The 18,582-nt window shown below is 64.9% G+C and carries 21 protein-coding genes; 6 read left to right on the top strand and 15 right to left on the bottom strand.

The window, feature by feature from the left end:
• Positions 1–11 precede the first annotated feature (11 nt).
• Positions 12–446 (top strand): thioredoxin TrxC, encoded by a 435-nt coding sequence (gene trxC, locus ASD07_RS02925; protein ID WP_055924880.1) that lies wholly within the window; start codon positions 12–14, stop codon positions 444–446.
• Here trxC and ASD07_RS02920 read toward each other — a convergent pair.
• The 10 genes from ASD07_RS02920 to dctP are packed head-to-tail and all read right to left on the bottom strand — an operon-like array spanning position 443 to position 9,406.
• Positions 443–1,336: an acyltransferase domain-containing protein gene (locus ASD07_RS02920; RefSeq protein ID WP_055924877.1), complete on the bottom strand. Its 894-nt coding sequence runs from the start codon at positions 1,334–1,336 to the stop codon at positions 443–445. The genes trxC and ASD07_RS02920 overlap by 4 nt on opposite strands.
• Positions 1,333–2,259, bottom strand: coding sequence for a triphosphoribosyl-dephospho-CoA synthase MdcB (mdcB, locus tag ASD07_RS02915; RefSeq protein WP_082507072.1), 927 nt, complete (start codon positions 2,257–2,259; stop codon positions 1,333–1,335). The genes ASD07_RS02920 and mdcB overlap by 4 nt, the downstream gene beginning before the upstream one ends.
• The gene (mdcG, locus tag ASD07_RS02910) at positions 2,256–2,918 is read right to left on the bottom strand and encodes a malonate decarboxylase holo-[acyl-carrier-protein] synthase (RefSeq protein WP_082507071.1); all 663 of its coding nucleotides are present in this window, start codon (positions 2,916–2,918) and stop codon (positions 2,256–2,258) included. Before mdcG ends, mdcB begins: the two co-directional genes overlap by 4 nt.
• Entirely contained in the window at positions 2,902–3,618 is a 717-nt protein-coding gene (mdcE, locus tag ASD07_RS02905; RefSeq protein WP_055924874.1) for a biotin-independent malonate decarboxylase subunit gamma, read from the bottom strand. Before mdcE ends, mdcG begins: the two co-directional genes overlap by 17 nt.
• A gap of 2 nt (positions 3,619–3,620) precedes the next feature.
• Complete coding sequence (locus tag ASD07_RS02900; RefSeq protein ID WP_055924869.1) at positions 3,621–4,505, bottom strand: biotin-independent malonate decarboxylase subunit beta; 885 nt, start codon at positions 4,503–4,505, stop codon at positions 3,621–3,623.
• Complete coding sequence (gene mdcC, locus ASD07_RS02895; protein WP_055924867.1) at positions 4,502–4,816, bottom strand: malonate decarboxylase acyl carrier protein; 315 nt, start codon at positions 4,814–4,816, stop codon at positions 4,502–4,504. The genes ASD07_RS02900 and mdcC overlap by 4 nt, the downstream gene beginning before the upstream one ends.
• A gap of 8 nt (positions 4,817–4,824) precedes the next feature.
• Positions 4,825–6,492 (bottom strand): malonate decarboxylase subunit alpha, encoded by a 1,668-nt coding sequence (gene mdcA, locus ASD07_RS02890; RefSeq protein ID WP_055924864.1) that lies wholly within the window; start codon positions 6,490–6,492, stop codon positions 4,825–4,827.
• A complete protein-coding gene (locus ASD07_RS02885; RefSeq protein WP_055924861.1) occupies positions 6,493–7,842 on the bottom strand; it encodes a TRAP transporter large permease in 1,350 nt (449 codons plus the stop codon). It lies immediately after the preceding gene.
• Positions 7,839–8,393 (bottom strand): TRAP transporter small permease, encoded by a 555-nt coding sequence (locus tag ASD07_RS02880; RefSeq protein ID WP_055924858.1) that lies wholly within the window; start codon positions 8,391–8,393, stop codon positions 7,839–7,841. The genes ASD07_RS02885 and ASD07_RS02880 overlap by 4 nt, the downstream gene beginning before the upstream one ends.
• The gene (dctP, locus tag ASD07_RS02875) at positions 8,390–9,406 is read right to left on the bottom strand and encodes a TRAP transporter substrate-binding protein DctP (RefSeq protein WP_055924855.1); all 1,017 of its coding nucleotides are present in this window, start codon (positions 9,404–9,406) and stop codon (positions 8,390–8,392) included. Before dctP ends, ASD07_RS02880 begins: the two co-directional genes overlap by 4 nt.
• 129 nt (positions 9,407–9,535) lie before the next feature.
• Between dctP and ASD07_RS02870 the strand changes: the two genes are divergently transcribed.
• Genes ASD07_RS02870 through ASD07_RS02855 form a run of 4 tightly spaced genes read left to right on the top strand, consistent with a single transcriptional unit; the run spans position 9,536 to position 12,421 of the window.
• Positions 9,536–10,198: a GntR family transcriptional regulator gene (locus ASD07_RS02870; protein WP_055924852.1), complete on the top strand. Its 663-nt coding sequence runs from the start codon at positions 9,536–9,538 to the stop codon at positions 10,196–10,198.
• A gap of 56 nt (positions 10,199–10,254) precedes the next feature.
• Complete coding sequence (locus tag ASD07_RS02865; protein WP_055924849.1) at positions 10,255–11,496, top strand: MFS transporter; 1,242 nt, start codon at positions 10,255–10,257, stop codon at positions 11,494–11,496.
• Complete coding sequence (locus tag ASD07_RS02860; RefSeq protein ID WP_055924846.1) at positions 11,493–12,113, top strand: metalloregulator ArsR/SmtB family transcription factor; 621 nt, start codon at positions 11,493–11,495, stop codon at positions 12,111–12,113. Before ASD07_RS02865 ends, ASD07_RS02860 begins: the two co-directional genes overlap by 4 nt.
• Before the next feature lie 50 nt (positions 12,114–12,163).
• Positions 12,164–12,421, top strand: coding sequence for a hypothetical protein (locus ASD07_RS02855; RefSeq protein WP_055924842.1), 258 nt, complete (start codon positions 12,164–12,166; stop codon positions 12,419–12,421).
• Here ASD07_RS02855 and ASD07_RS02850 read toward each other — a convergent pair.
• Positions 12,391–13,593, bottom strand: a complete 1,203-nt coding sequence (locus ASD07_RS02850) for a multidrug effflux MFS transporter (protein ID WP_055924840.1) — start codon at positions 13,591–13,593, stop codon at positions 12,391–12,393. The two genes, ASD07_RS02855 and ASD07_RS02850, sit on opposite strands and share 31 nt — an antisense overlap.
• 126 nt (positions 13,594–13,719) lie before the next feature.
• Here ASD07_RS02850 and epsC point away from each other — a divergent pair, with 126 nt between their 5' ends.
• The gene (gene epsC / locus ASD07_RS02845; protein ID WP_055924837.1) at positions 13,720–14,637 is read left to right on the top strand and encodes a serine O-acetyltransferase EpsC; all 918 of its coding nucleotides are present in this window, start codon (positions 13,720–13,722) and stop codon (positions 14,635–14,637) included.
• On the opposite strand, the gene ASD07_RS02840 is transcribed toward epsC, so the two are convergent.
• From ASD07_RS02840 to ASD07_RS02825, 4 genes are read right to left on the bottom strand one after another with little or no spacing between them, the layout of a single operon-like run.
• Positions 14,634–15,362 carry an ABC transporter ATP-binding protein gene (locus ASD07_RS02840; protein WP_055924833.1) on the bottom strand — a complete coding sequence of 243 codons (729 nt, stop codon included), beginning with the start codon at positions 15,360–15,362 and terminating at the stop codon, positions 14,634–14,636. The two genes, epsC and ASD07_RS02840, sit on opposite strands and share 4 nt — an antisense overlap.
• The gene (locus ASD07_RS02835) at positions 15,355–16,215 is read right to left on the bottom strand and encodes an ABC transporter permease (protein ID WP_082507070.1); all 861 of its coding nucleotides are present in this window, start codon (positions 16,213–16,215) and stop codon (positions 15,355–15,357) included. Before ASD07_RS02835 ends, ASD07_RS02840 begins: the two co-directional genes overlap by 8 nt.
• A complete protein-coding gene (locus ASD07_RS02830) occupies positions 16,212–17,195 on the bottom strand; it encodes an aliphatic sulfonate ABC transporter substrate-binding protein (protein ID WP_055924830.1) in 984 nt (327 codons plus the stop codon). The genes ASD07_RS02835 and ASD07_RS02830 overlap by 4 nt, the downstream gene beginning before the upstream one ends.
• Positions 17,192–18,580 carry an LLM class flavin-dependent oxidoreductase gene (locus tag ASD07_RS02825; protein WP_055924827.1) on the bottom strand — a complete coding sequence of 463 codons (1,389 nt, stop codon included), beginning with the start codon at positions 18,578–18,580 and terminating at the stop codon, positions 17,192–17,194. Before ASD07_RS02825 ends, ASD07_RS02830 begins: the two co-directional genes overlap by 4 nt.
• Positions 18,581–18,582: the final 2 nt, after the last annotated feature.

The raw sequence follows: 18,582 nt of genomic DNA, 5'->3' as shown, positions 1-18,582 counted from the left end.
TACTGGATCCTATGGAAAACTTGCATATCGTCTGCCCCCATTGCGACGCGGTCAACCGTGTGCCTTCAGTGCGCCTGGAAGAAGAAGCAACCTGCGGCAAGTGCCAGCGGCAATTGTTCACCGGGCACCCGGTGGACTTGTCGACGGGGCGCTTCCTTAAGCATATTGAGCGCAACGATATCCCGGTACTGGTCGATTTCTGGGCGCCGTGGTGTGGCCCTTGCCGCACGATGGCGCCGTTCTACGAGCAGGCAGCCCAGCACCTGGAACCGTATTTCCGCGTGGTGAAAGTGAACACCGAGGCGGAGCAGCAATTGGCTGCGCGTTATGCCATCCGCAGCATCCCCACGCTGGCGGTATTCAAGGGCGGCCGCGAACTGGCGCGCCAGGCTGGCGCCATGGACAGCAAGAGCATAATCGCCTGGGTGCAGCAGCACCTGCGCTAGAACTGGGCCAACCAGTTTCGGATTCCATCCATTGAGCGGAAGTCTGCCACCGAGCGGCAATCAATGCCGGGATGGCGCGCTGACAACATCTTCGACAAGGCGTTTCCCGGCCCCAGTTCCAGGGCGGCGGTGATGCCTCGCTCGGCGCAGGCGTCCATGCATTCGGACCAGACAATTGTTTCAGCAAGCTGGCGCGAGAGGTGGCTGATGGCTGCCTCCCTGTCGCGCACGGGCATGGCGTCAATGCCACCCAGGACCGGGGTGTGCAGCGTGCCGAATTCTTCCTGTGCGAGCAGGGTTGCGAATGGTTCGACTGCCGCTTGCAGGTAGGGTGTGTGGGAGGCGACGGCGACCGGCAGTTGCGCAATGCGTGCGCCTGGGATCGATATGGCTGCGGCGTTTGCCGCCGGGCCGCCTGCGATGCAGCTGTCTTCGCCGGTTTCGATCGCTATGTGGAAACCATGGGCGGCCAATTGCGGGCGCAGGGTTGCCGGGCGCCGGCCGCTGACCGCGAGCATGGCTTGGGGGCTGCCGGGGGCGACGCAAGCGTCCATCAGCGCGGCACGCCGCGCGGCCAGGGCGATGGTGCGTTCCGGCGTGAATGCTCCTGCAACGCCGTAGGCTGCCAATTCGCCGACGCTGTAGCCGGCCACCAGCGCGGGCTGCGGGCAATCGCGGCGCAGTGCTTCCCACATGGCGAGGGTGCTGGCCACGATGGCCGGCTGGGCGCTGCGGTTGCTGAACATCGCGCCAGGATCGGACAAGTCAGGCAGCGATGGCGCCAGTTGCGCCAGCAGCGCAGCGCCGTGCGGGTCGCGACGGGCCAGGTCGTACATGGCGCCGTGCTGGCTGCCTTGCCCGGGGCATAGAACCAGCAGGCGGCTTTTCATGGCGGGGGCATTGCGGTCAGGCTATGCACCAGGCAGGTGGCGGCGAGCAGGTCGGCGGCGCCGCCGGGCGACAGGCGCTGGGCGATGAAGCGCTGGTGGCAAGTCAATGCATGCTCTTTCCATTGCGGGTTTGCGGTACCGCCTTGCTGCAGGAAATGGCGGGCCGCGTGGCGTACTGTGTCGGCTCCCTGGGCCCCGCCGCGATGGTAGATGTTGGTATCGCTGATGTGGGACATCAGGGCAAAAATGGCTTCGACGCGGGCATTCAGCATTGGCGCGCCGCGTGCCAGCGCGGTTTGCAGGGCGGGCAGGCCGACGTCAAATACCGAGGGCAGGCCAAGGGCGCCTTCTTCGCGGGCTCCGCTGGCGGCGTGCCGGGTTGCCGCTTGCCGGCCATGCGAGTCGCCAATGGCGTGTGTGTGGGCCGCCAGTTCTTCTCCCCAGTGCAGCAGCAGTGCGGTGCGCAAGGCGGCCGGCGTCAATGTCATGCGCAAGGCGCGTACGCGCCCCATCGCGGCGCACAGCAATCCGAGGGCAAAGATGGCGCCGCGGTGGGTGTTGATGCCCTTGGTGGCGGCCATCATGCGCTGTTCGGCGGCGATGCCGAGTTTTTTCAGTTCGATGAAAGGGACGCCGTCGTAGCCGGCACGGCAGATGCGGGCGTAGTAGTGGCGCAGCGAGAACAGGCTGCGCATGAACGTGGCGGCGTCCATATCCGTATGGCTGCCGTTATCGACGAGCGAGACCAGGCCGGGCTTGGGGTACAGAGCCAGTTCGTGGTACAGGCTGCGCACCGCGCGCAGGGCCACTTCGCGCGAGAGGGCATGTGCGGCGTGCCGGCGCGGCTGGGCGCTGGCGCTGCGGCGGGCGGCGGTTGCCAGGGCGCGCGGCGGCTGCTGCGCGGGGCTGGCAAGGGCAGTCATGCCGGCTCCAGTTCTGCGCGCAGCTCCGCGCGCGTGCCGAGTTTGACGCCGTCTTGCGATTTGACCAGGACGCGCTCGGCGCGCGCGCGCGTCGTGAACCATTCCTTCCACGCCACGGCCTGGCCGCTTGGGAAAATGATCTCGCCGTCCAGCGGCAGTTCGTCGTGGTGGCTGGCCAGCAGCAGGGTGCCTTCATCCAGTTCGGCGCTGTCGCGCGGTCGGAACAGCAGGTCGATGTCGGAGGCGTCGCGCAGGTAGGCCTGGCCTGTCAGTGCTTGCAGGGCGAGCGAACCGAACACGCGCAGATCGAGGCCTGCGCGGGATTCAGCCAGGCGGGCAAAGGAGGCCCGCCAGTGCGCGGGAAGGGCGTCGGTCACGGCGTCCAGCGGCAATGGCGCGCTGTGGCGGGCGATGTGCTGCGAAGGCACGCGCAATGGCAGCCGCAGTTTCGCGCCGCTGGCGGGATCGGGCGGCGCTGCCAGGCCGAGGCAGGCATCTTCGGATTGTGCTGCGTCGTCGCGGCGGCGTACCACCAGCGGCCAATCGGCATCGGCCCAGCGGACGATTGCTGCATGGGCTGGCGTGCCGTGCGGGGCGCTGGCCAGCACTTCATGCCAGCCATTCCGCGCCAGCCACACAAGATCATGCCGCGCGTACATTGCTGCCGCCGATGATGGCTTCAATGACCGGCTGCGCGGCTTTGCGGCCGCCGCGCAGGAGGCCGAGGGCGCTGCGCTGGTCGTCGCGCGGAGCATTGGCGATGGCATCGGCAAGGTGGGCGGCCAGGTCGCCTTCCCAGATTGCCTGCAAGCCGCCCATGCGCAAATAGTTCTCCGGCCCCGGCGCGAACACCGGATTGCTGCGTGCCAGTTCCAGCAGTTTTTCTTCAGGTACTTTGGTGATGCGCGCCATCGCGGGCAGGCCCATGACGCGGATGGTGGCGCCGGGCAGGGCGTAGCAGGCGTCGGCCATCAAGCCGCTGGTGATGAAACCGCCGGACAGGGCCTGGTCGTACACCAGGCCAACGATGCGGTGCCCCAGGTGGCGTGCCAGGTCGATGCACTTGCCCAGGTGGGCCATATAGCTGTTAATGCCCAGCATTTCGTCGCGATGACGCAGGCGTTGTCCCTGCGTGTCGACCAGCAGCACGATCGGGCGGCCGGGATGGTTGCGCACCGTCGCCAGTACGGCCTTGGCTTGCGCCAGCGCGATCTCCACGCCTATCGGCGCATGGCCGGTGGTGCCGATCACACTGACGGTTTGTCCGTCCACGCGCGCGGTGCCGTTCAGGAATTGCTCACGTTCCAAAATGTCATGTCCGCCGGGGAACAGGGCATCGGCCAGTACTTTCCAGTCCATTGTCATGCTCCCAGTCGGTAAGGCGCCGCGGCGGCGGTGAAGGAATCGATAGCCAGCATCGGGACGTCCTGCGGCGCGGCGATACCCAGCGCCGACCAGATCTCTGCCGGGTCGCGCATGTCGCCAAAGCGTTCAATGCGCTGCTCCAGCAAGGCTTGCTCCGCTTCCAGGCCGCCCAGGGTCAGTTGCACCGTGCCGCTGCGGGCTTCTTCGATGGCGTCCAGCGCGGCCCGGCGGAAGGCGGGAATGCTGTCCTCCACGATGCGCTGTACGTCGCCCAGCAGGTAGCGGTGCTTGCCGCCGGTGGTGCGCCACACCAGGGCGCGGTCGCGCGAGTCGAATTCCTCCACGCCGTTGGCGGTTTCGATCACTTCCGGTCCCGACATGGCCAGGCGGCCTTCTTCTGAAATCACCAGTGAATTGGCGCAGCGCGCGACGATGCCCATGCCGCCGAAGGCGCCGTTGGAGCCGCCGATCAGCACTACGACCGGGATGCCGGCGGCGCGCACGTCCAGTACTGCGCGCATGACTTCCGACACTGCGATCAGGCCCGCATTGGCCTCATGCAAGCGCACACCGCCGGTTTCCAGCAGCAGCAGCACTGCGGCGGGGCGCTCGAGCAGGGCGCGGCGCAGCATGCCGACCAGCTTGGCGCCATGCACTTCGCCCACGGCGCCGCCCATGAATCCGCCCTCCTGTGCGGCGGCGAATACCGCCAGGCCGCCCAGTGTGGCGCGGCCGGCCACCACGCCGTCGTCGAACGACACCGGCGCATTCAGTTGCGCCAGGTGCGGGCTGACGATGCGCTGCGCAGGGCCGATGAATTCTTCGAAACTGTCGAACAATGCCAGGCGCTCGCGCGCATTGGCCTCGAGGTAGCTGCTCATTTTCCTTCTCCCAGCATGGATTCCACCGCCTGGTCGAGGCGCAGGCTGACCACGGCGGGCGTAGCGCCCATGTCGTTGATGGCGATGCGGGTGTCGGCCAGTTGCCAGCGCTGGTGAAAGTCGCCGATTACGGCTTGCCAGATCGGGCCGAAGCCGACTGCGGCGGTCTGGACCTGCACTTCGCAGGCGCCTCCCAGCGGCGTGCTTTCGATCAGCACCTCCAGGTTGCCTGAGCTGACCACGCCGACGATGCGCGGTTCGGCCGACAGCGGGCGGCGGCCTTGTTCGAATCGGTAATTGAGTGTTTCCATCTTTGCTCCTACCAGTTGCGGAAGCGCTTGGGCGGGTCATACAGGCCGCCCGATGCTCGCACGAGGTCTTTCATGTTTTTTGCCGCCAGCAGGTCGCGCGTGGCTTGGCGTTTGTCGATGCCCAGGTCTTCGGCGCGCGTAATGATGCCGCGCTCGCGCAGGTTTTCCACCATGCGCTTGTCGCGCCGCAGGCCGACCGGGGTGTAGCCTGCTACGCCGCGGATAGCCTGTTCGCGCTCTTCGGCGCTGCGGCACAGCAGCAGGTTGGCGATCCCTTCCTCGGTCAGGATATGGGTCACGTCGTCGCCGTAGATCATCACGGGCGGAATCGCCATCTTAGCCTGTTCGCCCAGTTCCCATGCATCCAGGCGTTCGACAAAGGCCGGCTGCATATGCTCGCGGAAGGTTTCCACCATCTGCACCACCAGCTTCTGGCCGCGCGGGATGGTGCCGCTGCCCAGGCGGGCCTGTGCGCCGGCTTTCAGCCATGCGGGGCTGGCGTGGCGCCTGCCGCGCGCGTCGGCGCCCATATTCGGTGCGCCGCCGAAGCCGGAGATGCGTCCCAGCGTGGCGGTGGACGAGTTGCCGGCCAGGTCGATCTGCAAGGTGGAGCCGATGAACATGTCGCAGGCGTAGTGGCCTGCGGCCTGGCAGTAGGCGCGGTTGCTGCGCATCGAGCCATCCGGACCCACGGCGAAAACGTCGGGACGGGCACGGATGTAGTTCTCCATGCCCAGCTCGGAGCCGAAGGAATGGATCGATTCCACGAAGCCGGCTTCAATCGCTGGAATCAGGGCAGGGTGCGGGTTCAGGGCCCAGTTGGTGGCGATCTTGCCGCGCAGGCCGAGCGAAGCGCCATAGGTCGGCAGCAGCAGTTCGATGGCCGCGGTGTCAAAGCCGATGCCGTGGTTCAGGCGCTGCACCTGGTACTCGGCGTAAATGCCCTTGATCGCCATCATCGCCATCAGCACCTGGATTTCGGAAATCTGCGCCGGGTCGCGCGTGAACAGCGGTTCGATATAGTAGGGCGTTGGCGACTGCACCACGAAATCGACCCAGTCGCCCGGCACATCGATGCGCGGCAGTTCGTCCACGATGCGGTTGACTTGCACGATCACGATGCCGTTCTTGAAAGCAGTGGCCTCGACGATAGGCGGGGTGTCTTCCGTATTGGGCCCGGTGTACAGGTTGCCATTGCGGTCGGCCGCTTCCGCAGCGACCAGGGCCACGCGCGGCGGCAGGTCGATGAAATAGCGGCTGAACAGCTCAAGGTAAGTGTGGATGGCGCCGATATTGAGCTTGCCGGCCGCCGCCAGCTTGGCAACGCGCGCGGCCTGCGGTCCGGAGAAAGAGAAGTCCAGTTTCGACGCTACGCCGCGCTCGAACACGTCCAGGTGTTCGGGCAGGGCCAGCACCGACTGCAGCATGTGCAGGTCGTGCACGCGCTGCGGATCGAGCCCCGCCAGCGCCTGCGCCAGGAAGTCGGCCTGCTTCTGGTTATTGCCTTCGATGCAGACGCGGTCGCCATTTTCAAGCACTGCGTGCAGCAGGTCGGCGATGCGGGCGGCCGGCAGTGACTTGCCTGCCAGTTCGCCACCGAGCACGCTGCGGGCGCGTGCCAGGCGGCCGTTGCGGTTGCGTTGAAGGCTATCCCAGACGCGGTTGGGGGAATTCATTTACCGGGCTCCCATGATCATGTCGGGCAGGCCGGTGGCAATGCCGGGGAAAATGCACAGCAGGACCACGGCGACCACCATCAGCAGCAGGAAAGGCACCACGCCCCAGATCACGTCGCGCAGTGGAATGTCGGGCGCGATGTTCTTGATGACAAAGATGTTCAGGCCCACCGGCGGGTGAATCAGGCCCATCTCCATGACCACCGTCATGACGATGCCGAACCACACCAGGTCAAAGCCCGCTTCACGCAGCGGCGGCAGGATGATCGGCGCCGTCATCAGGATGATCGATACCGGCGGCAGGAAAAAGCCCAGCACCACGACCAGCACCAGGATGGTTGCCAGCAGCACCCACTTCGACAGGTGCATGCCGACTACCCAGCTTGCGGCAGACTGGCTGATATGCAGGTAGCTCATGACGTAGGAATACAGCAGCGACATGCCGATAATCAGCAGCAGCATGGTTGATTCCTTGATCGTGGACGACAGGATCGGCGACATGTCCTTCGGCCGCCAGGCGCCGTACACTACGGCGATGAGCACCAGCGCGAGCAAGGCGCCAAGGCCGGCCGTTTCGGACGGGGTGGCAAAGCCGCCGTACAGCGCGATCATCACGCCGATCAGCAGCACGATGAAGGGCAGCACGCGCGGCAGCATTTCCACTTTTTCGCGCAGGGTGAAATGCTCGTCTTCCAGGTAGGCCGACTTGACGCCGCCGTTTTGGTAAGCCACCAGGGCCAATTGGTATTCTGCGCGTGCGCGGTAGACGGCGTAACCGGCAAACAGCAGTACCAGCAGCACACCGGGGCCGATACCGGCCAGGAACAGGCGGCCCAGCGACTGTTCCGCAGCTACTGCGTACAGGATCATGGTGATCGATGGCGGCAGCAGGATGCCCAGCGTGCCGCCCGCTGCGATGATGCCGGCCGCGAAACCGGGAGAATAGCCGCGCTTGCGCATTTCCGGAATTCCGGCCGAGCCGATGGCCGAGCAGGTGGCAGGCGAGGAACCGGCCATGGCCGCAAACAGCGCGCAGGCAAACACGTTGGCGATGCCCAGGCCGCCAGGGACCTTGTGCAGCCAGGTGTGGATGGCCGAATACAGGTCTTTGCCGGCCGGCGATTTGCCGATGGCCGCGCCCTTCAGGATGAAGAGTGGGATCGAAAGCAGGGTGATGGAAGCCATTTCCTCATAAACGTTCTGGGTGACCGTATCGAGCGCACTGGCAGGCATGAAAAAATAYATGAAGGAGGTCGCCACAATGCCCAGCGCATACGCGATCGGCATGCCGGAGAACATGACCACCAAGGTGACGATGCCGTACAAGGCTCCCAAAGTCAGTTCGCTCATTTTGCGGCTCCTTTATCAGTGATGCGAGCCAGCACTTGCAGCAAGATCTGCAGGGTCAGCAAGGTCATGCCGGCCGCCATCATGGAATAGGGAATCCACAGCGGCGGTGCGAAAGTGGAGGTGGTGGTCTGGCCATCCACCCACGCTTCATGCCACAGGGTCCACGACTTCCACGAGAAGAAAGCGCAGAACACGAAGGACAAAAGGTCGACGATGAACAGGCGCACCGCATTGGCCCTGGGCGGCAGGATGGCAGCCAGCGCTTCGATCCCGATATGGCCGCGGAAGCTTTGCACGTAGGCGCAGCAGAAGAAGGTGACCCCGACCAGCATGAAGATCGACGCTTCGTCCTGCCAGTCCGTCGGCGCGTGGAAGAAATAGCGCGATACCACGGAGTAGGTGAGGATCAGGGCCGTGGTGACCATCGCCACCATGGACAGGACCAGCAAGCCCAGGTTCACTTTGGCCAGCAGCGCGCCGGCCATCGACAGGCCCGGAGCCTGCGGCAACGCCGCATCCTTGGGCGGATTGAGCTCGAAACCGTGGCTCACAGCGTCTTCTCCGCAAGGGCCAGCAGTTTGGCGCAGTTGTCGTTGCGCTCACCATAGTCCTTCCATGCGGTGGTGCGGGCGATGGCTTGCCATTTCTTGACCGAGGCTGCGTTCAGGTCGACTACTTTGGCGCCGGCCTTTTGGTAGACGGCGGCGACTTGCGTGTCGTCGGCCTGCGCTGCGGTCCTGGCAAAGGCTTCCAGTTCGGCGCCGACGGCCATGATGGCGCCCTGCTGGTCCTTCGGCAGGCGCTCGTAAGCGGCGCGCGACATCATCAAGGGCTCGAACATGAACCAGTAAGAGGTACCGCGACCGGTGGTCAGGGCTTTCGACACTTCTTCCAGGCGGAAGGAAATCAGGGAGGTGGAGGAGGTCAGGGCCGCATCCATGGCGCCGGTCTGCATGGCGGCGTAGATTTCGTTGGAGGGCAGCGACACCACGGCGGCGCCGGCGGCTTTCAGGATCAAGTCCATTTCGCGCGAACCGCCGCGGATCTTCATGCCTTTGGCATCCTCCGGATCGACCACCGGCTTGACGCGCGAAGCGACGCCGCCGGCCTGCCAGATCCAGCTCACCAGCACCACGCCTTTTTCCCAAAGCAGCTGCGTCAGCGCCTTGCCCACCTCCTGGTTCTTCCAGCCGTAGCCCTGTTCGTAGGAGGTGACCAGGCCCGGCATCAGGCCGATATTCACTTCCGGGACTTCGCCGCCGGCGTAGGACAGCGGCACCAGCGACAAGTCCAGCGCACCCTTGCGCATGGCGGAGAACTGGGCGTTGGTCTTCATCAGCGACGAGCCGGGATAAATGGAGAACTTCAGTGCACCCTTGGTGCGCTTTTCCACTTCCGCCGCGAACATGCGGGTCAGTCGGTCGCGGAAGTCGCCTTCGGCCAAGGTGCCGCCTGGGAACTGGTGCGAGATCTTCAGCGAGCCGGACTGGGCCCAGGCGGTTTGCAGCCACAGCGGGCTGGTGGCGAGTGCGGCAACAACGGACCTGCGGGTCATCTGGGACATGTCATCCTCCAAGGGTTAAGTATGCAGCTTTGTTTTTTATGTATACAAGAATATCTTCAGAAAATACATTGTCAAGTGAAATATGCGACTTATAATGGAGTCTCATATACATACTGAACTTTTAGTTCCATGACGAAACATTCTTCCACCCTGCGGGAAACCATCGAGGAAATGATTGCGATGGGCGAGCTGCAGCCGGGGCAGCACCTGGACGAGACCGAACTGGCGAGCCGCTTCGGCGTATCGCGTACGCCGATCCGCGAAACGCTGATCCAGCTGGAATCGATGGGGCTTGTGGTGATCCGGCCACGGCGCGGCGCCATCGTGGCGGAACTGGGGCCGCAGCAACTGGTCGAAATGTTCGAAGTGATGTCCGAACTGGAGGCGACCTGCGGCCGCCTGGCGGCGCGCCGCATGACGCCGCAAGAGCAGCAAGTGCTGCTTGCGGCCCACGAGGCGTGCAAGGCTGCCGTGGAAGCGCAGGAGCCGGACGAGTACTACTACCGCAACGAGGCCTTCCACGAGGCGATCTACGCAGGCGCCCATAACAGCTTCCTCTTCGAGCAGACGCGCGGCCTGTATCGCCGGCTGCGGCCATACCGACGTTTGCAGCTTCGCGTGCGCAATCGCATTGGCCACTCCTATTCCGAGCACGAGGGCGTGGTGCAGGCTATCCTCGCCGGCGACGGCGACAGGGCGGCCGAGCTGCTGCGCGGTCACGTGATGATCCAGGGCCAGCGCTTTTCGGACTTGATGGCATCGCTGCCGCAACTGACCCAATCTGCCGCCTGAATAATAAGTAAGGTTTTTAGTTTACTTATTGTCGAGGCCTGCGTATATTGGTGGGCATGAACAATGTCCTCCTCATCGCGGCTACCTGCCTGCTTGGCCTGCTGTCCACTACGGGCGCTTCGCTGCCATACCCGATCCTTCCGCCGCTGTTTGCTGCCGAAGCACACAATTCCCTGAATAATTTCCTCGGCCTGCCGCCCAAGCTGTTGTTCGGCATTGCGCTGACGGTGAACCCGATTGGCCTGGTGATCGGCTCGGCGTTGCTGGGACCCATGTCCGACCGCTATGGACGCCGCCCCATCCTGCTGGCGACTGCCCTTGGCGCCGCTGCCGGCCATGCGCTGACTGCACTCGCGCTGGTGATGCAGTCTTATCCCTTGTTTATCCTGGCCCGCTTTGGCACTGGCCTGCTGGAAGGCAACGGCGCCGTGGCGCGTGCCCTGGTGGCAGAAAAGCGGGAAGGCCCGCAGCGCCTGCGCGCGCTGTCGCTGGTGAATGGTTCGCTGCACCTTGGCTGGCTGGTGGGCCCGGTGCTGGCTGGCTTCACGCTGGGCTTTGGCATCACGGTGCCGTTCTGGGTGGCGGTGGCAGCGCTCATGCTGGCTGCAGCGCTGGTGGCGATCACGGTGCCGCGGGCAGCCAAGGTCCCAAGCGATGGCGCATCCTGGTGGCAGGTGGCGCGCTCGCACCACGCCATGAACCTGCTGCGCTTCCCGGAGTTGCGTACCCTGTTCATCGTGCAGTTGGCGCTGACCTGCGGCATCACCGGCTTTTACGAATATTATCCACTGTGGCTGGTGGAGCAGGGCGGCTACGATGCGCGCGGGATTGCAACCATCAATATGGCGATGTGCGCAATCATGACGCTGGCGGCCATCATTGCCGGCCGGCCGAGCAGCATGGAACCGCTGCACCGTGCCAGCTGGCTCGCTTTCGCATTGGCGGCCGCGGTGGCTGGCGTCGCCCTGGGCAACCTGTGGATCGGCATGGTGGCGATTTGCCTGTTCGGGCTGCCCAATGCCTTCTATAACGCGACGGTGCAGTCGTGGGCGGCGGACCGCTTTGCGGCACACGGGCAGGGCTCCGTCATGGGCTTGCTGTCGATGACGTTCTGCTTCGCGAATATCGTGATGGCGACAATTGGCTCGGTCCTGGCGCTGGTCGATACGCGCCTGATCCTGCTGCTTGGCGCCGTGCTCGCGGCGTGGGCTGGCTGGCGCCTGCGCGGTTGGCGCTGCGAACTGGCAGCGCCGCCCCTACCGCGTGCCGCGGCGCGCACGGAAGGAGCCGGCGCATGAATACTGCCGACCAGATCCTGTTCCTGTTGAAGACGCGCGGCCCGCGCACGGCGCAGCAACTGGCCGAATTGCTCGACCTGACGTCGATGGGCGCGCGCCGTCACCTGGAAGCGGCGCAAGAGCGCGGCTTCGTTACCTTTGAGGACGTGGCTGAAAAAGTAGGCCGTCCTTCGCGCCGCTGGCTGCTGACCGACGCCGGCCATGCGCGCTTCCCGGATCGCCACGCCGACCTGACGCTGCAACTGATCACGCAAGTGCGCGCCTTGTTTGGCGAAGAAGGCATGGACAAGCTGATCACGGCCCGCGAGCAGGCCAGCGAGGCCTTTTACCGCGAGGCCATCGGCGACGGTGCGACGCTGCCGGAGCGGGTGCAAGCCCTGGCCCTGGCGCGCGACGTGGAAGGGTATATGGCCGAAGTCGCGCCGCAAAACGACGGCACGCTGCTTCTGCTCGAAAACCATTGCCCGATCTGCGCCGCAGCCCGCGAATGCCAGAATTTCTGCCGCTCGGAACTCGAGGTGTTCCAGCGTGTGCTGGGCCCCGGCTGCGAGGTACGGCGCGAGGAGCACATCCTGGCTGGCGAACGCCGTTGTGCCTACCGGATCAAGCCTGTGTGACAGCATTCCCGCCACTGGTGTAGAGTAGGGGAAACCCAACGGAGGCACCAATGGACGATGAAACCAGGCGGAAATTTGTCACCGAAGTGTGGAAGCGGTTTGTCGAGGTGCAGAACTGGGCCATTGCCAACTGGCCGGACAGCGAACATCCGCTCAGCTCTTCCGATTTTGTCGAGGGCAGGAAGGAAATCCTCGGCCTTGGCCTGCCCGCCAACCTCAGGCTGGGCCACGAGAAGCCCCAGCCAGCTCCCGAGCCGGAACAGGGCGGCCCACAATATCAGGAAGTGACGCCCGCCCCCTGGCCCTGATGTTGGCCATGCGTGGCGCCGCGGTAGGTGGCATAGCTCACCACCAGGCATGCCACCAGGCCGAGCGCCAGGTGCAGCGCGCTGTCGAACAGCAGCGGCGCAACCAGGCCTGACACCAGCGCAAACAGCATCATCTGCAAGAAGGACTGCATCGACGCGGCCAGGCCGCTATTCTGCGGGAACAGGTTCATGCCGGCCAAGGTCAATGGCGGCATCGCCAGGGCCAGTGAGAACGAGAACAGGAAAAGCGGCAATACGGCCCAAGGAATGGTCGCGGCGAAGAACCAGTTGTAGCCCACGTTGAGCGCAGCAGCGATGGCCATCAGGCCGAAACTCAGGTTGATCAATGTCGACGGCGCCATGCGGTGCGCCAGCTTGCCGCTTACGGTGGCGCCCAGCACGTGGCCGCTGATCAAGGGGATAAACAGCCAGGCGAAGGCCGTCTCCGGCAGCTTCAGGATGTGCATGATGAAGTACGCGGCGGAGCCGATATACAGGGCAAATCCGCCGAAGGCCGCCCCGAGCGACACCGACAGCAGCAGGAACTGGCGGTGCTTCAGCACCATCCAGTAGTTGCGTGCGATGGCGCCCAGGTGCAGCAGGTGGCGCTTTTCCTGCGGCAGGCTTTCCGGCAGCCAGCGCCAGACGGCAACCCACATCAGGACGCCAAAGGCGGTCAGGAACCAGAAGATGGAGCGCCAGCCGAAGGAAACCTGCAGCCAGCCGCCCAGCACGGGAGCAATGGCTGGCGCCAGGCCGAACACCATCATGATGTTGCCCAGCATTTTCTGGGCTGCCATGCCCTCAAAGCGGTCTTGCACGATGGCGCGGCCGATCACCGAGCCGGCTCCGGAAGCCAGGCCTTGCAGGATGCGGGCCCCGAGCAGGAAGCCGAACGAACCGGCCAGGGCGCCCCCCAGCGAAGCCAGGACGTACAGCACCAGGGACCAGAGGATGACCGGGCGGCGGCCAAAGCTGTCCGACAGGGTGCCGTAGAACAGCATCATGAAGGCGAAAGTGAACAGGAACAGGCTCAGGGTCTGCTGGATCGCCATCGGGCTGGCGTTGAAAGTCTGAGCAATCGCCGGGAAAGACGGCAAATAGGTGTCGATTGCCAGCGGGCCGACCATGGTCAGGCCGGCAAGCAGCAGGGTAAGCAGGATGTTCTTCATGTGGTGCCCGAGAGTGAGCGCGCTATTTTAAGGGAATCCCGAACTATCTGCTTATGACTGGAAAGCATAAGCTTGTGCAAACAGTTTCTTTCGCTTCTTAATGTAATTTCGATATTCTTGTGCCTTATGGCTATCGACTCTTACGGCGCCTCGAGCGGCGCAGCGCGTTGGGACCTCGACGAGGTGGTTAACCAATTGCGCGTGTCGCGCGAAGCGACCCACAATATCCGACACCAGCGCAGGGTGCGCGAGCTGCCTTCGCGCGCGGAGCTGGTGCAAATCCTCGAAGGCTTGTCGGCGGCCTTGTTCCCCACGCATTACGGGCGCCCGAACCTGACCGACGAGAGCATCGACTATTTCGTCGGCGATACGCTGAATACCACGCTGGACCGCCTGCATGAACAGGTTCGGCGCGGCCTGCAGTTCGGCGCCGCGGTGGCGGAGACCGAGGAGGCGCAGATCGCCACTGCGCAGGGCATTACGCGGGCGTTCGCTGCCTCATTGCCGCAGATCCGCGCGCTGGTCGTGTCGGACGTGCAGGCCGCCTATGCCGGCGATCCTGCGGCCACCTCGATTGCGGAAATCCTGCTGTGCTACCCGGGCATGGTCGCCATTCTGCATTACCGCCTGGCGCATAGCCTGCACAAGCTCGGCGCCCCCTTCATCGCGCGCATTGTCAGCGACATCGCCCACTCGCGCACCGGCATCGACATCCACCCGGCGGCGCAAATCGGCGCCAGCTTCTTCATCGACCATGGCACCGGCGTCGTGATCGGCGAAACCACCATCATTGGCGAGCGCGTGCGCCTGTACCAGCATGTCACACTTGGCGCCAAACGCTTCCCGGCCGACGAATCCGGGCAGTTGATCAAAGGGACGCCGCGCCATCCGATTGTGGAAGACGATGTCGTGATCTATGCCGGCGCGACAGTGCTGGGCCGGATCACCATCGGCGCCGGTTCCACCGTCGGCGGCAATGTCTGGCTGACCCAGAGCGTAGCGCCGAACAGCAATGTCTCCCAGGCCCAGATGCGCAGCGACTAATCCGCTTGCTCTGCAAGGTTCAGCAGCTCGAGGATGCGGTGCTTCAGCGGCTGCAGGCTGGCGTCGCCGCGGCTGCGCGGCCTGGCCGGTGGAAGGCGGAACTCCCCGCGCAGTGGGCCGCCGCCGCCCGGCAGGACCAGGATGCGGTCGCTCAAGTAGAGCGCTTCGTCGATATCGTGGGTGACCTGCAGGATCGTCAGGTGGTGGTGGGCTGCGATGCGCAGCAGGAGGTCCTGCAATTTCATCCTGGTGAACGCGTCAACGGCCGAAAACGGCTCGTCCAGCAGCAGCAAGCGCGGGCGGCGCATCAGGCCGCGCGCGATGGCTGCACGCTGGGCCTGGCCGCCTGATAGCTGCTTGGGCAGGCGCCGGCCCAGGCCTTGCAAGCCGGTTTCTGCCAGCAGCAATTCAAGTTCGCAGCCGCAATCGTCCGCGGAGGGCAGACCGAAACGCAGGTTCTCGGCTACCGTCAGCCAAGGGAACAGGCGCGGCTCCTGGAATACCAGGCTGATGGCCGGGTGCACGCCCTGCAAGGGGGCGCCGTTCAGTTGCAAGCTGCCGCGCCATTCCCGATCCAGTCCAGCAAGGATAGAGAGCAGGGTGCTTTTGCCGCTGCCGCTGGCGCCCAGCAGGCTGACGACTTCGCCCTGTTTCAATTGAAGCTGCAAGGGTCCCAGCACTTGCTGGTCGCCGTAAGATTTGCTGTCGATGCGGATATCAAGCATGGCTGGGGCTTTCAAAACTGTCGCGCCAGGCGAGCAGGCTTTGTTCGAGGCGGAGCATCAAGCTGTCGCTGGCCTTTCCAAGTATGGCAAGCAGCAGGATGGCTGCCAGCATGATGTCGGCGCGGCCGGTTTCGCGGCCGTCGCTAAGGAGGTAGCCCAGGCCCATGCTTGCAGCGATCAATTCTGCCGCCACCATGAACATCCAGGCCAGGCCCAGGCCATTGCGCAGGCCGGTCAGGATGGCAGGCAAGGCGGCAGGAAGCAGCACCTGCCTTGCCTGTTGCGAGGGTGACAGGCGGTACAGCCGTGCCACTTCAACCAGCTTGCGGTCCACGCCGCGGATGCCGGCGCCGACGCCCATGTAGACTGGGAAAAAGGCGCCGATGGCAATCAACACCAGTTTCGGCGCCTCGTCGATGCCAAGCCAGAGCAGCAGCAACGGCACCCAGGCGAGCGAAGGAATGGCGCGCAGGGCCTGCACCGTCGGGTCGAAAATGGCGTGGCTTGGCCGGTGCAATGCGGTGGCAGCGCCGAGCAGGATCGCGGCCAGGGCGCCGGCCGCGAAGCCGATGGCCACCCTGGCCGCGCTGGCGGCGACGTGGCCAGCCAGCCCGCGCTGCGCCAGCTCCGCAATGGTCTCCAGGATGGCGCTTGGCGGCGGAAGCAGGTTTGGCGCCAGGATGCCTGTGCGCACTGCCAGTTCGGCGCAGGCCAGCAGTGTGGCCGGCAGCAGCAGGCCAAGCAGCGGGCCTGGGAGGGGCCGGCGGCGGGCGGGCAGGGGCGGGCCGCCTTCGGTCGCTTGGCCCGCGTGGGAGCCACCTTGGCCGAGGTGGATTGCTGCCTGGTCGCTCATAAGCGTGCGGTCAGTGCTTGGGCGAAGCGGGTATCGACCAGCTCCGCGATCAGGCGCGGCAAGTCGCTACCGGGCTTGACCAGCGCTTCCTCCAGCAGGATCGGCGCCGCTGCCTGCAAGGCCTTGACATGCTCGCTGGATGGTTGCGGGGTGGAGAAGTCGGTGCGCAGCTTGAGCTGCAATAGCGCTATCGGCAGCGAAACCTTGGCCTCTTCTGACAGGATGCGCGCTGCTTCGCCCGGGTTGGCGCGAATCCAGCCACGTGCCTTCTCATAGCCCTGGATCACGCGGCTGACAGCACCCGGCTGGCTGGCCAAAAACTCTTCCCGCACATTGAGGAAGCCGTAAGTATTGAAGCTTATATTGCGGTAAAGGAGGCGCGACCCGCCTTCCAGCTCGCTGGCCGCCATATGCGGGTCCAGCCCCGCCCAGGCATCCACCTTGCCCTGCTCGAGCGCCGCGCGGCCATCAGCGTGCTGCAGCGAGACGTGCTCGATGTCGCTGCGCTGCAGCTTGACCGAATGGAGGGCGCGCAGCAGGAAGAGGTAGGGATCGGTACCCTTGGTCGCTGCGACCTTCTTGCCTTTCAGGTCGGCCAGGTTGCGGATCGGGGAATCCTTGCTCACCACCAGCGCAGTCCATTCCGGGCGCGAGAAGATGTAGGGCGTGCGGATAGGGTTGCCGTTTGCTTTTGCCAGCAGGGCCGCAAGCCCCGCGCTCGAGCCGATATCGATGCTGTTGGCATTCAGGTACTCGAGTGCGCGATTGCTGCCCGCGCTGAGCACCCATTTGACTTGCGTGCCGCTGGCCGCGAAGTCCTGCTCGAGCCAACCGAAGCGGCGTAGTACCAGGCTGGCTGGCGAGTAATAGGCGTAATCGAGCCGCAGTTCCTTGAGCGGCGCGGCCGCGTGCGCAAAACGCGGTACGACATTCAGGGCCGCACTGGCGGCAGCGGCTTGCAACAGGGTCCTGCGTTTCATGGTGCTTCCTCGGCTGACAGGGTGGAAATGGCAACTTGGGTGCCGGGGTGGCTGGCGGCCAGGCGCGGGCCGTGGCCTGCCAGCTTGTGGCGCAAGGTGCCTGGCGTGTAGGCCGCTCGGTAGCGGCCGCGGCGCTGCAGTTCGGGCACGATGTAATCAACCACGTCGCGCATCGATTCATGGGCGACGGCAAAGGCCAGGTTGAAGCCATCGATACCGGTGCTGTCGACCCAGTCTTCCAACTGGTCGGCCACCTCGCCGGCGTCGCCAACCAGCACCGGGCCGCGCCCGCCCAGGCCGATGAAGCGGGCGGCGTCGCGTACCGTCCATTGGCGGTCGGGATCGGCGCTGGTAAATGAGGCGAGCGCCGAACGGCCGGCATCGGAATCGATGTAATCGATCGTCGCGTCCAGCGGCACCCGGCTGAAGTCGACGCCGGTCCAGCCCGATAGCAGGGCCAGGGCGGCTTCAATGTCGACATGCTCTAGGTACTCGGCATGCCGCTCGCGTGCCTGCTGGCTGCTCGCTGCGGTGATAATCAGCGCTTGTCCATACACCAGCAAGCCAGCCGGGTCGCGCCCGGCTGCGGCTGTCGCGGCGCGCAGCTTGTCGACATAGCCTTTGACCACGCCTTTGCCCGGGCCGCTGACGAAAGCTGCTTCGGCATGGCGTCCGGCAAACACGTTGCCGCGCGGCGAACTGCCGGCCTGGTACAGGAAGGGAGTGCGTTGCGGCGACGGTTCGCTGAGGTGGATGCCGGGAACGCTGTAATAGCGGCCCTCATGCCCGATGGGATGCACGCGGCGCGGGTCGGTATAGATGCCGCCAGCCTTGTCGCGCAGCACAGCGCCGTCCTCCCAGCTCTTTTCCCATAATTTGTAGACCACCTCCAGGTATTCGTCGGCAAGGTCGTAGCGCTCGTCGTGCGCCAGCTGGCGTTGCCGGCCGAGGTTGCGCGCCGCGCTGTCGAGGTAGCCGGTGACGATGTTCCAGCCGATGCGGCCCTTGGTCAGGTGGTCCAGCGTCGACAGGCGACGGGCGAATGTGTAGGGATGTTCATAGGTGAGGGCGGCCGTCACGCCAAAGCCAAGGTGTTCGGTGACGCTTGCCATGACGGGAACCAGGGCCAGTGGGTCGTTGAGCGGCACCTGCACGCCGCGCGCCAGGGCCGTCTCGTGGCTTTGCTTGTAGACGTCGTACACGCCCAGTACGTCGGCCAGGAATACGGCGTCGAACAGGCCGCGCTCCAGCAGCTGCGCCAACTCGGTCCAATACTGCGGGTCGGTATAGCGGTGGCTGTTGTCGCGCGGGTGCCGCCACAGTCCGGGCGACTGGTGCCCGGCCGTGTTCATCTGGAAGGCGTTGAAGCGGATTTTCCTGGTCATCG

This window comes from Duganella sp. Root336D2, assembly GCF_001425005.1.
Lineage (GTDB): Bacteria > Pseudomonadota > Gammaproteobacteria > Burkholderiales > Burkholderiaceae_D > Rugamonas.
Note: the sequence above shows the minus strand (reverse complement) of the source record. Positions and strands in the feature narration are given on the sequence as shown.

Bases quoted from the DNA above. Each gene is read 5' to 3' on its own strand.
- ASD07_RS02825 (WP_055924827.1), bottom strand. From the start codon at position 18,580: ATGACCAGGAAAATCCGCTTCAACGCCTTCCAGATGAACACGGCCGGG.
- ASD07_RS02835 (WP_082507070.1), bottom strand. From the start codon at position 16,215: ATGAGCGACCAGGCAGCAATCCACCTCGGCCAAGGTGGCTCCCACGCG.
- ASD07_RS02870 (WP_055924852.1), top strand. From the start codon at position 9,536: ATGACGAAACATTCTTCCACCCTGCGGGAAACCATCGAGGAAATGATT.
- epsC (WP_055924837.1), top strand. From the start codon at position 13,720: ATGGCTATCGACTCTTACGGCGCCTCGAGCGGCGCAGCGCGTTGGGAC.
- ASD07_RS02830 (WP_055924830.1), bottom strand. From the start codon at position 17,195: ATGAAACGCAGGACCCTGTTGCAAGCCGCTGCCGCCAGTGCGGCCCTG.
- ASD07_RS02850 (WP_055924840.1), bottom strand. From the start codon at position 13,593: ATGAAGAACATCCTGCTTACCCTGCTGCTTGCCGGCCTGACCATGGTC.
- mdcA (WP_055924864.1), bottom strand. From the start codon at position 6,492: ATGAATTCCCCCAACCGCGTCTGGGATAGCCTTCAACGCAACCGCAAC.
- ASD07_RS02840 (WP_055924833.1), bottom strand. From the start codon at position 15,362: ATGCTTGATATCCGCATCGACAGCAAATCTTACGGCGACCAGCAAGTG.
- mdcG (WP_082507071.1), bottom strand. From the start codon at position 2,918: ATGTACGCGCGGCATGATCTTGTGTGGCTGGCGCGGAATGGCTGGCAT.
- mdcC (WP_055924867.1), bottom strand. From the start codon at position 4,816: ATGGAAACACTCAATTACCGATTCGAACAAGGCCGCCGCCCGCTGTCG.
- trxC (WP_055924880.1), top strand. From the start codon at position 12: ATGGAAAACTTGCATATCGTCTGCCCCCATTGCGACGCGGTCAACCGT.
- mdcE (WP_055924874.1), bottom strand. From the start codon at position 3,618: ATGGACTGGAAAGTACTGGCCGATGCCCTGTTCCCCGGCGGACATGAC.
- ASD07_RS02855 (WP_055924842.1), top strand. From the start codon at position 12,164: ATGGACGATGAAACCAGGCGGAAATTTGTCACCGAAGTGTGGAAGCGG.
- ASD07_RS02900 (WP_055924869.1), bottom strand. From the start codon at position 4,505: ATGAGCAGCTACCTCGAGGCCAATGCGCGCGAGCGCCTGGCATTGTTC.
- mdcB (WP_082507072.1), bottom strand. From the start codon at position 2,259: ATGACTGCCCTTGCCAGCCCCGCGCAGCAGCCGCCGCGCGCCCTGGCA.
- dctP (WP_055924855.1), bottom strand. From the start codon at position 9,406: ATGTCCCAGATGACCCGCAGGTCCGTTGTTGCCGCACTCGCCACCAGC.
- ASD07_RS02860 (WP_055924846.1), top strand. From the start codon at position 11,493: ATGAATACTGCCGACCAGATCCTGTTCCTGTTGAAGACGCGCGGCCCG.
- ASD07_RS02920 (WP_055924877.1), bottom strand. From the start codon at position 1,336: ATGAAAAGCCGCCTGCTGGTTCTATGCCCCGGGCAAGGCAGCCAGCAC.
- ASD07_RS02865 (WP_055924849.1), top strand. From the start codon at position 10,255: ATGAACAATGTCCTCCTCATCGCGGCTACCTGCCTGCTTGGCCTGCTG.